Below are 10,016 nucleotides of genomic sequence, written 5' to 3' on the forward strand. Positions count from 1 at the left end.
ATAAATCGAGCCCAAACGGTTCGTCACACCACACAATGTCCAAAGGTTATCGAATCACCGCCTCCACCGGCATCCACAAAGGAGACAGGGACTATCAGCAAGATCAGGTCAATTTGCTGAGCCACCCTCGAATTCCTGGCTGCTTACTGGGTATCGTTGCGGATGGAATGGGAGGGCGCAGCGGCGGGCGCAAGGCCTCCGACCAGGTGATGCTGACCGCCAAACAGCTTTTTGAGCGCTATGCGCCGGAGTCGGATGACGCATCTTCGATGCTCAGGCAAATCATTGAAGAAGCCCACATTGTCATCAAACTGACCGCAATTTCTGCCGAACAGGAACCCCATAGCACGCTCGCTGCGTTTTTAATCAATCCGGGAGGCGAATGCCACTGGGTACACACCGGTGACTCCCGGATTTACCATTTCCACGGCAGCAAGTTGGTCCACAAAACAGTGGATCACTCCTACGTGCAAACTCTGGTAGACAAAGGTGAGATCACGGAAGAAGAGGCTAATGTGCATCCTCAGTCCAATATTCTCATGGGCTGCCTGGGTGCGGAACAAGCGCCGCCCGTCTCTCAGCATTTCATTCCAAAATTGCGACCGGATGACATATTGATGGCGTGCAGCGATGGTGTTTGGCACCACTTCAGCACCAGCGAGATGGCTTCCGCTTTGTCCATGCTTTCCGCCCGGGAGGCCACTGAGTTCCTGATTCAGAAAGCCCGCTCCCGCGCACGCGGCATTGGCGACAACCTGTCACTGGTAGTTGTCAAACTTGAATCTTTGAGTTAACCAGCTTATTCCGGCAGCGGCAGGGATTTTGCCGGTGGTTTGGACCGACCCAGCTTGTCGATTTCGTACTGCGCCCGGCGTGCTTGGGCCTGCTTTTGTCGATCATCAAATTTTTTGACTTCTTCAGCAGCTGCAGCCTGTCTGTCCGTGCGCGCCCGGGGTTTTTTCTGATGATCCGTCAGCCTTTTTGCGCTGGCCTCTCGCGCGGTCTTCTCACCCGACGAAACGGATGCCCGCTGCAGCTGTTTGGTCTTTTCCCTGCTTAGCCGCGACTGATAATCTTCGGCGGCATTGGCGCGACGGTCAGTGGCCTCTTGCCGTTTCTCTGGCGCTGCCTTGTCTTCGCTTTTGCGTATCTGCCGCGCACCGCTGATTTTTCGCTCCTCATCGTTGAGCAAAATCTCATCGCGTCGCAAATCAGCCATGACTGCACGCCGCCTGCTGTTGACTTTTTCCAGGCAGCTGTTTACCGCAAATTTTTCGTGGCAAGCAGCATCTTCAGTTTGGAAACCGATCTCCAGCCGGGCTCGCTCGGCGCTATTTTTTGCGCGTTCTGCGTCGATATCGCGCGGCACGCTGTCGATTGGTGCGGTTTGCGCACTAGCCAGCCCAGTCAGCACAGCGAGGAAAAACGCCATAAAGAATCGCGTCATGTCAGTGTTGTGTCCACATTTCTCCGCTCAAGCGCCAAAAACTCCATCGATTGCATTTCATTCAGGCGTGAGACGGTACGCGGAAACTCATGCACCAGAAGCCCTTCGGTATACAACGCCTCAGGAGATACCGCAGCCGACATGATCAGCTTGACGCGGCGGTCATACAGAACGTCTACCAACCATGTGAAGCGCCGGGCTTCCGAGGCCATCCTGACCGGCATATGGGGCACATCACTCAACAATACCGTGTGAAACTGGGCCGCGATTTCAAGATAGTCATTTTGCGAGCGTGGCCCGCCACACAAGTCCTTGAAATCAAACCACACCACACCCCCAGCCTTCCGTCTGGCCGGAATCTGCCTGGATTCAATTTGCAACACCGGATTTTCATCCTGTGACTCGGCCAGACGGTCGAAAGTTGCGCCCATCTCGGCATCTGCATGGGGGCCAAGCGGTGTGTGATACAGCCTTGCCTGCTCCAGCGTACGTCTACGGTAGTCCGTGCCGTTGTCCACATTAATGACTTCCAGATGCGACTTCAGCAGTTTAATAGCCGGCAGAATACGGTCGCGGTGCAGGCCGTTCGGGTAAAGCTCGTCAGGATGAAAATTCGATGTGGTGACAAATCCAACCCCATTTTCAAACAAGGCAGCCAACAAGCGATGAAGAATCATGGCGTCCGTAATATCCGCCACATGAAATTCATCAAAACAAATCAGCCGGTAACGCTTCGCGATACGTTTACCCAATTCGTCAAGCGGATTTGCCGTGCCGTGCAAATCCTGCAGCTCCCGATGCACTTCACGCATAAATTCGTGAAAATGCAGCCTGACTTTTCGCCTGAGTGGTACGGCACCGAAAAAACAATCCATGAGAAAGCTTTTACCCCTCCCGACTCCACCATACATGTACACACCGCGGGGAATATCCGGCCGGTTGATCAGCTTTTTAAAGGCGTTCGACCGCTGTTCCTTGAATGCAGCCCATTCCGTAGCACATCGCTCAAGCGACTCAATCGCCCGCAACTGCGCGGGATCACTTGTATACCCGCGAATCGCGAGTTCGGCCTCGTAGGCCGAGCGTACCAACTGTGTCACCGTGCCCCTTACTTCAAAAGTTCAGCGTGCGCTTTTCCACTGCCAGCGCCGCCTCTTTGGTGGCTTCGCTGAGCGACGGATGCGCGTGACAAATACGGGCGATATCCTCGCTGCTGGCGCGGAACTCCATGGCCATTACGCATTCTGCGATCAATTCGCTAGCCAACGGGCCCACGATGTGCACGCCCAGAATTTCGTCGGTGGCGGCATCGGCCAGCATCTTCACCATGCCAGTGGTGTCGCCCAGCGCGCGAGCGCGACCGTTGGCCATGAAGGGGAAGGTACCCGCTTTGTAGGCATGGCCTGCCGTCTTCAGCTGTTCTTCGTTTTGTCCCACCCATGCGATCTCAGGGCTGGTGTAAATTACCCAGGGAACAGTATTGAAGTTGACATGACCGTGCTGGCCCGCGATACGTTCGGCCACCGCGACACCTTCGTCTTCTGCCTTGTGCGCCAGCATAGGGCCGCGAACCACGTCGCCGACCGCCCAAACATTAGGGAGGTTGGTTTTGCATTCGCCGTCAACCACGATGGCACCGCGCTCGTCCAGACCCAAGCCCACGGCTTCAGGGTTCAGGCCGATGGTATTCGCGGTACGTCCAATGGAAACAATGAGTTTGTCCACCTCCAGCGTCTGCGCTTCATTCCTGGCGTTGACATAAGCGACGGACACGCCCTTCTTGCCATTTTTGATCTCGCCTACTTTCACGCCCAGCTCGATCTTCAAGCCCTGCTTGGTAAAAGCCTTGTGCGCTTCCTTGGCAATCTGCTGGTCAACCGCACCCAGAAATGTGGGCAGACCTTCCAGAATGGTCACCTCAGCGCCAAGACGACGCCAGACGGAACCCATTTCCAAGCCAATCACGCCAGAGCCAATGACGCCGAGCTTTTGAGGCACGGCACCTATCCTCAACGCGCCATCGTTCGACAGGATGTTTTCCTCGTCAAAAGGCGTACCCGGCAAGGCGCGCGCATTGGAGCCGGTCGCGACGATGATGTGCTTGCCAGAAATCGTTTCTTCAACGGAACCAGCCACCTTGATGTCGTAAGCGCCATCCCTGGCCGCCACAAACGACGCCCGGGCATGAAAGAAAGTGACTTTGTTCTTTTTGAACAGGTAGACAATGCCATCGTTGTTCTGCTTGACGACGGCGTCCTTGCGGCCCAGCATTTTGGCGATATCCAGGCTCAGGCCTTTCACTTCAATCCCGTGGTCAACAAAGTGATGGCTGGCTTGGTCAAAATATTCAGATGATTGCAGCATGGCTTTGGAAGGAATGCAGCCGATATTGGTGCAGGTTCCTCCCAAAGCCGAACCGCCTTTGGAATTCTTCCATTCGTCTATGCAGGCAACGTTAAAGCCCAGCTGGGACGCACGAATGGCCGCGATGTAGCCGCCAGGCCCACCGCCGATGACAATCACGTCAAATTGTTTGGACATGTTCTTTTCCGGTGATTTGGGGACAAGGCCAACAGCTTTTGCTGCGAACCTGTCTCAGGGAGTTTTCAGATATCGAAGAGCAGGCGGGCTGGGTCTTCCAGCGCCTCTTTCATGGCGACCAGTCCCAATACGGCCTCGCGACCGTCAATGATGCGGTGGTCGTAGCTCATTGCCAGGTAGTTCATCGGTCGAACCACGATCTGGCCGTTTTCGACGACGGCCCGGTCTTTCGTGGCATGCACGCCCAAAATTGCGGACTGCGGCGGGTTGATGATGGGTGTTGAAAGCATCGAGCCAAATGTTCCGCCATTGGAAATCGAGAATGTACCGCCAGTCATCTCTTCAATGCCCAGCTTGCCATCCTTGGCCTTCTGGCCGTATTCAGCGATTTTTTTCTCGATGTCGGCAAAACTCATCTGATCGGCATTGCGCAGGATTGGCACCACGAGACCGCGGGGCGAGCCGACCGCAATACCAATGTCGAAATAGCCGTGGTAAACAATGTCATTACCGTCCACCGATGCGTTGATCATCGGGAACTTCTTCAGCGCATGCACCGCCGCCTTGACGAAAAAGCTCATGAACCCGATCTTGACACCATGCTCTTTGGTGAACGCATCCTGGAACCTCTTGCGCATCTCCATGACCGGTGCCATGTTGACCTCATTGAAGGTCGTCAAGATCGCGTTGGTGGACTGCGACTGCAAAAGACGTTCGGCCACGCGCGCTCGCAGGCGGCTCATGGGAACGCGCTGCTCGGGACGCTCGCCCAACTCAACCGTTTTCATGGGCGCTGCTACTTTTGGCAAAAATGTGGTCGGAGCGCTGGCAGGGATTGCGCCGGCAGCGACCGATTTAAGCGTGCCAGCTGCTGTCGCACCTAGAACATCGCCCTTGGTCACGCGGCCATCCTTGCCCGTTCCGGGAACCGAGCCGGTGGTCAGCTGGTTATCTGCCATCAATTTGGCAGCGGCCGGCATGGCCACTCCAGCCATGGCGCCGCTTGCTGCCACCGCGGGCGCAACCACGGCGGCCGACGATGTGGCTGCGGCAGGCGCAACGCCGGCAGTCGCAACGCCGGCAGGCGCAGATGCAACGGCTCCTGCCTTGCCTTCGGTATCTATTCTTGCGATCACCTGATCCGACACAACGGTGCCGCCATCGGCCACCAACAATTCGGTCAGCACGCCGGCTGAGGGCGCCGGGACTTCAAGAACGACCTTGTCGGTTTCGATTTCAATCAGGATTTCATCCACGGCAATTGCGTCACCCACCTTCTTTCTCCACTGCAGCATGGTGGCTTCGGCGACGGACTCGGACAGCTGGGGGACTTTTACTTCTACGATAGCCATTTGATTCTTTCGTGTGTATTTTTGTGTTTGACAGGGGTCAGGTACGCCCTTATTTGGTCAGTACAAAACCTTTGAGCTTGGCAAACGCGCCATCCACCAGCGTTTTTTGCTGTTCCTGATGCAGATGCGAGTAGCCCACCGCCGGAGAAGCGGATGCCGCACGCCCCGAGTAACCCAGCTTCTGGCCGTCCAGCATATTCTCATGGATGTAATGCTGAACAAAGAACCAAGCGCCCTGATTTTGCGGCTCGTCCTGGCACCACACCAGGTCTGTTGCATTCGGGTATTTTTTGAGCTCGGCTGCAAAAGCCTTGTGCGGAAAGGGATAGAGCTGCTCGACACGCAGAATCACGGCGTCGTCGATCCCCTTTTCCTCGCGCTTTTTGACCAGGTCGTAATACACCTTGCCCGAGCACGCGATCACGCGCTTGACTTTCTCGGCTTTCAAGTCTTTGTTTTCAGGAATAATGGTTTGAAAACCGCCCCTGGTGAACTCGGACAACGGAGAGGTTGCGTCCTTGTTGCGAAGCAGCGACTTCGGCGTCATGATCACCAGCGGTTTGCGCAGGTTTCTCACCGTCTGGCGCCGCAACACGTGGAATATCTGGCTGGCGGTGGTGGGTTGAACCACCTGCATGTTGGCGTCTGCCGACAGTTGCATGAAGCGCTCCAGACGGGCTGAGGAGTGCTCCGGACCCTGGCCTTCGTAGCCGTGCGGCAGCATCAGCGTAATGCCGTTGACACGACCCCACTTGACTTCGCCAGACGCAATAAACTGGTCGATCACGACCTGAGCGCCGTTGGCAAAATCGCCGAACTGGGCCTCCCAGATCACCAGCGTGTTGGGATCGTTGGACGCGTAGCCGTATTCGAAAGCCAGCACGGCTTCTTCGGACAGGATGGAATCAATAACGACAAACGGTGCCTGATTTTCGGCCACATTTTGCAGTGGTACGTAAGTGCCGGTATCCCACTTCTCGCGGCTTTGGTCGTGAATCACCGAATGGCGGTGCGTAAAGGTTCCTCGTCCGCAATCTTCGCCGGACAGCCGAACCGGATAGCCGCTGGCTACCAGCGAGGCAAAAGCCATGTGTTCGCCCATGCCCCAGTCCACTGGAATGTCGCCACGCCCCATCGCTGCGCGGTCGTCATAAACTTTCTTGACCAGATTGTGCGGCGTCACGCTGGCCGGAATGGTGGTAATTTTATCAGCTAGCCGTTTCCACTCGGCCATCGGAATGGCCGTATCGCCCGCATCGGTCCACTTTTTCCCAACGTAAGGGCTCCAATCGACCGCATACTTGCTTTTGAAATTGGTAAGTACCGGGTCAAACGTGCTCTTGCCGGCATCGAGCGCTGCGCGGGTGGCCTTGACCATGTCATCGCCCAGAGTTTCGCCCATGCCTTGGGCACTCAGCTTGTCTGCGTAGAGACGGCGGGTCCCCGGGTGCTGGGCAATCTTTTTGTACATCAGCGGCTGGGTCAGCGCTGGCGTATCCTGCTCGTTATGGCCGAGTTTGCGGAAGCAGATGATGTCGACGACGACATCCTTCTGGAATTCCATGCGAAACTCAAGTGCCAATTGGGTTGCCAGCACCACGGCCTCGGGATCATCGCCGTTGACATGCAGCACGGGCGCCTCAATCATCTTGACGACGTCGGTGCAATACAGCGTGGACCGGCTGTCGCGCGGATCGCTGGTGGTAAAGCCAATCTGGTTGTTAATGACGAGGTGGACCGTGCCGCCGGTGAAGTATCCACGGGTTTCCGCCAGCGCCAGCGTTTCCATGACCACGCCCTGCCCGGCAAACGCGGCGTCACCGTGCACCAGCACAGGCAGCACCTGCAGGCCTTTGGGATCGGCACGGCGGTCCATGCGGGCACGAACCGAACCTTCCACCACCGGGTTCACGATTTCCAGATGGGAAGGATTGAATGCCAGTGACAGATGAACCGGCCCACCGGCGGTGGTCACGTCGGAGCTGAACCCTTGGTGGTATTTGACGTCACCGCTGGGCAGGTCTTCGGGCGCGGTATGGTCAAACTCGGCAAACAGGTCAGCTGGCACTTTACCCAAGGAGTTGACCAGGACGTTCAAACGGCCCCGGTGCGCCATGCCGATGACGATTTCCTGCACACCGACTTCGCCACCGCGCTGGATCAATTCGTCCATGCTTGCAATAAAGCTTTCACCACCTTCAAGTGAAAACCGTTTCTGACCCACGAACTTGGTATGCAAAAAGCGCTCCAGGCCTTCAGCAGCCGTGAGACGATCGAGCAGATGCAGCTTCTTTTCCTTGCTCAAGTTGGGCTTGCTGCGAATGCTCTCCAGCTTTTGCTGCCACCAGCGCTTCTGGTTCTGGTCGGTGGCATACATGTATTCGGCACCAATCGTGCCGCAATAGGTTTCACGCAGCGCGTTCATCAGCTCGCGTAAGCTCATGGTGTCTTTGCCGAAAAAGGTGTTGCTGGTGTTGAACACCGTTTCCTGATCGGCATCGGTGAACCCGTAAAAGGACGGGTCCAGCTCGGGAATATTGTCGCGTTCGGCACGTTTAAGAGGGTCCAGATCGGCCCAACGCGCACCGACGTTGCGGTAGGCCGCAATCAGTTGCTGGACGGCCGTTCGCTTGCGCCCCATCTCGGAATCTGCACCGCTGGCCATCACGACCCTGGTCTGGCCCTGCTTGGCGCGCTCGGCAAAGGCATTGACAACGGGAAGATGCGGAACGTCTTTTGCATTGCTGCCATCGACCGCGGGAACGTGTTGCAACGCGTCAAAATAATCACGCCAGGTGTCAAGCACACTGCCGGGATTGGCGAGATAATTTTCATACATCTCTTCGACATAAGGCGCATTGCCGCCGAAAAGATAAGTGTTGGCTTGATAGTCTGAATAGACTGACGCAGGTGACTGCGAGTTGGAACTCATATGCGCTGACCTCCGTTTCCCTTCGGGAAACATAAGCTGGTTAAAGCTTGTTGATTAACCTTCCGCAACACGGCTGAACCGATTAGCGGATGCGACTGTGGCAGGAAGGGCCTTCAGAAACACCCTGGATTGTGCCACCTTAGGCGCAAAGGGGGAAGTCCCTGGCCTGTCTATTTATCCCGTGTGCTCCGTTTCTTGCACAGGCGATCGGTCATGCCATCACCGCTTTTTCAGTTGGCTAGCCGTGTCGTTGCCGGCCGAGCGCATGTCGATTCGGTCACCGGCCTTTCCACCTGCGACGCTGAACTACCCAAAAAATTCGGCATACCCCACTACCCAAAGTACGCCATTCCAAAATGATGCAGGCCGCTGAATCATGGTTGCAGACCGCAATTTTTTCAGACCCTGAACTGCTCCTGATTCAGGAGCAAGCGACTACCGTATTCATTGGACCTGGGTGCTATTGCATGCGTATTTTTATATGCAGGCCCAATCAAACTGAACTAACTTGCTGTTGAGGTCCTTTCGCAAGCCGCCGCAGCACTGCCAGAATAGCCGCGCGCTGGTTGCCGTTTGCAGCCCGAATCAACACAGCCTTGCTATGCGCCTTTTCCTTATGCAATGAGCCGGTCCCTGATTTGCTGCAGAGCCGCCGGATCGTCCATCGTGGTCAAATCACCGGCGTCGCGGCCTTCACACACCGCCTGAATTGCGCGGCGCAGCAGCTTGCCGCTGCGCGTCTTGGGCAATGCCGACACAAACCGCACCCGCGCCGGTCGCGCCACCGGGCCCAGATCGTTGTCCACGCGCTTCATGATCTCGGCTTCAATCTTGAGCGCTTCGGCACTGCCTGGCAGCACGCTGGCATCCTTGAGCACGGCAAAAGCCATTGCCACCTGGCCTTTCAGTCCATCGGCCACGCCGACGACGGCCACCTCGGCCACCTGCGAATGGCCGGAAATGCTTTCTTCAATCTCGCGTGTGCCCAGCCGGTGGCCCGCCACGTTGATCACGTCATCGGTGCGGCCCAGGATAAAGTAGTAGCCGTCCGCGTCGCGAATGCCCCAGTCGAAAGTACTGTAGACCAGCTTGTCCGGAATGCTCTTCCAGTAGGTGCGGACAAAACGCTCGTCGTCTTTCCAGATGGTCTGCATGAAACCCGGCGGCGTTGGGCCTTCCAGCACGACGACGCCTTTTTCTCCTGGTACTGTCAGCTCGTCGCCGGTGGCTTCATGCAACAGCTTGACGTTATAGCCATACATTGGAATGCCCGGGCTGCCGAATTTGCTGGGCTTTTTCTCGACGCCATTGGCAATCGCCAGGATGGGCCAGCCGCTTTCGGTCTGCCAGTAGTTATCGATGATGGGCACGTTCAAGCCTTCACTGATCCAGCGCGCGGTCGGTTCGTCCAGCGGTTCGCCGGCCAGGAACAGGGCGCGCAGGCTGGACAGATCGTATTTGGTCAGTAGCGCGGGGTCCTGCTTTTTGAGAACGCGCACCGCCGTCGGAGCGCTGAACATGACCGTAACCTTGTATTTTTCGACCAGTTCCCACCAGATGCCGCCATTGGGCTGTTTGTCCATGCCTTGCGTTGGCAGGCCTTCATACATGATGGTGGCCATGCCGGCAATCAACGGGCCATAGACGATGTAACTGTGGCCGACAACCCAGCCGATGTCGCTGGTCGAGAAGAAGGTTTCGCCCGCCCGGCCATCAAAGATGTGCTTCATGCTGGCGGCCAGCG

The 10,016-nt window shown here is 56.6% G+C and carries 7 protein-coding genes; 1 reads left to right on the forward strand and 6 read right to left on the reverse strand.

Annotation, left to right across the window (positions count from 1 at the left end):
* Nucleotides 1–35 precede the first annotated feature (35 nt).
* Complete coding sequence (locus HHJ19_RS16425; protein ID WP_296908941.1) at nucleotides 36–794, forward strand: protein phosphatase 2C domain-containing protein; 759 nt, start codon at nucleotides 36–38, stop codon at nucleotides 792–794.
* Nucleotides 795–799: 5 nt separating this feature from the next.
* Here HHJ19_RS16425 and HHJ19_RS16430 read toward each other — a convergent pair whose 3' ends face one another.
* The 6 genes from HHJ19_RS16430 to HHJ19_RS16455 form a co-directional block, all read right to left on the reverse strand.
* Entirely contained in the window at nucleotides 800–1,447 is a 648-nt protein-coding gene (locus HHJ19_RS16430) for a hypothetical protein (protein WP_296908942.1), read from the reverse strand.
* Nucleotides 1,444–2,547, reverse strand: coding sequence for a cell division protein ZapE (zapE, locus tag HHJ19_RS16435; protein WP_296908943.1), 1,104 nt, complete (start codon nucleotides 2,545–2,547; stop codon nucleotides 1,444–1,446). The genes HHJ19_RS16430 and zapE overlap by 4 nt, the downstream gene beginning before the upstream one ends.
* A 13-nt stretch (nucleotides 2,548–2,560) precedes the next feature.
* Nucleotides 2,561–3,988 (reverse strand): dihydrolipoyl dehydrogenase, encoded by a 1,428-nt coding sequence (lpdA, locus tag HHJ19_RS16440; RefSeq protein ID WP_296908944.1) that lies wholly within the window; start codon nucleotides 3,986–3,988, stop codon nucleotides 2,561–2,563.
* Between the two features lie 65 nt (nucleotides 3,989–4,053).
* The gene (odhB, locus tag HHJ19_RS16445; RefSeq protein ID WP_296908945.1) at nucleotides 4,054–5,340 is read right to left on the reverse strand and encodes a 2-oxoglutarate dehydrogenase complex dihydrolipoyllysine-residue succinyltransferase; all 1,287 of its coding nucleotides are present in this window, start codon (nucleotides 5,338–5,340) and stop codon (nucleotides 4,054–4,056) included.
* Between the two features lie 49 nt (nucleotides 5,341–5,389).
* A complete protein-coding gene (locus HHJ19_RS16450; protein ID WP_296908946.1) occupies nucleotides 5,390–8,272 on the reverse strand; it encodes a 2-oxoglutarate dehydrogenase E1 component in 2,883 nt (960 codons plus the stop codon).
* 614 nt (nucleotides 8,273–8,886) lie between these two features.
* On the reverse strand, nucleotides 8,887–10,016 hold a 1,130-nt coding region (locus tag HHJ19_RS16455; protein ID WP_296908947.1), incomplete at its 5' end, for an AMP-binding protein.

The organism is Polaromonas sp. (assembly GCF_012927415.1).
In the GTDB taxonomy this organism is placed as follows: domain Bacteria; phylum Pseudomonadota; class Gammaproteobacteria; order Burkholderiales; family Burkholderiaceae_C; genus Polaromonas.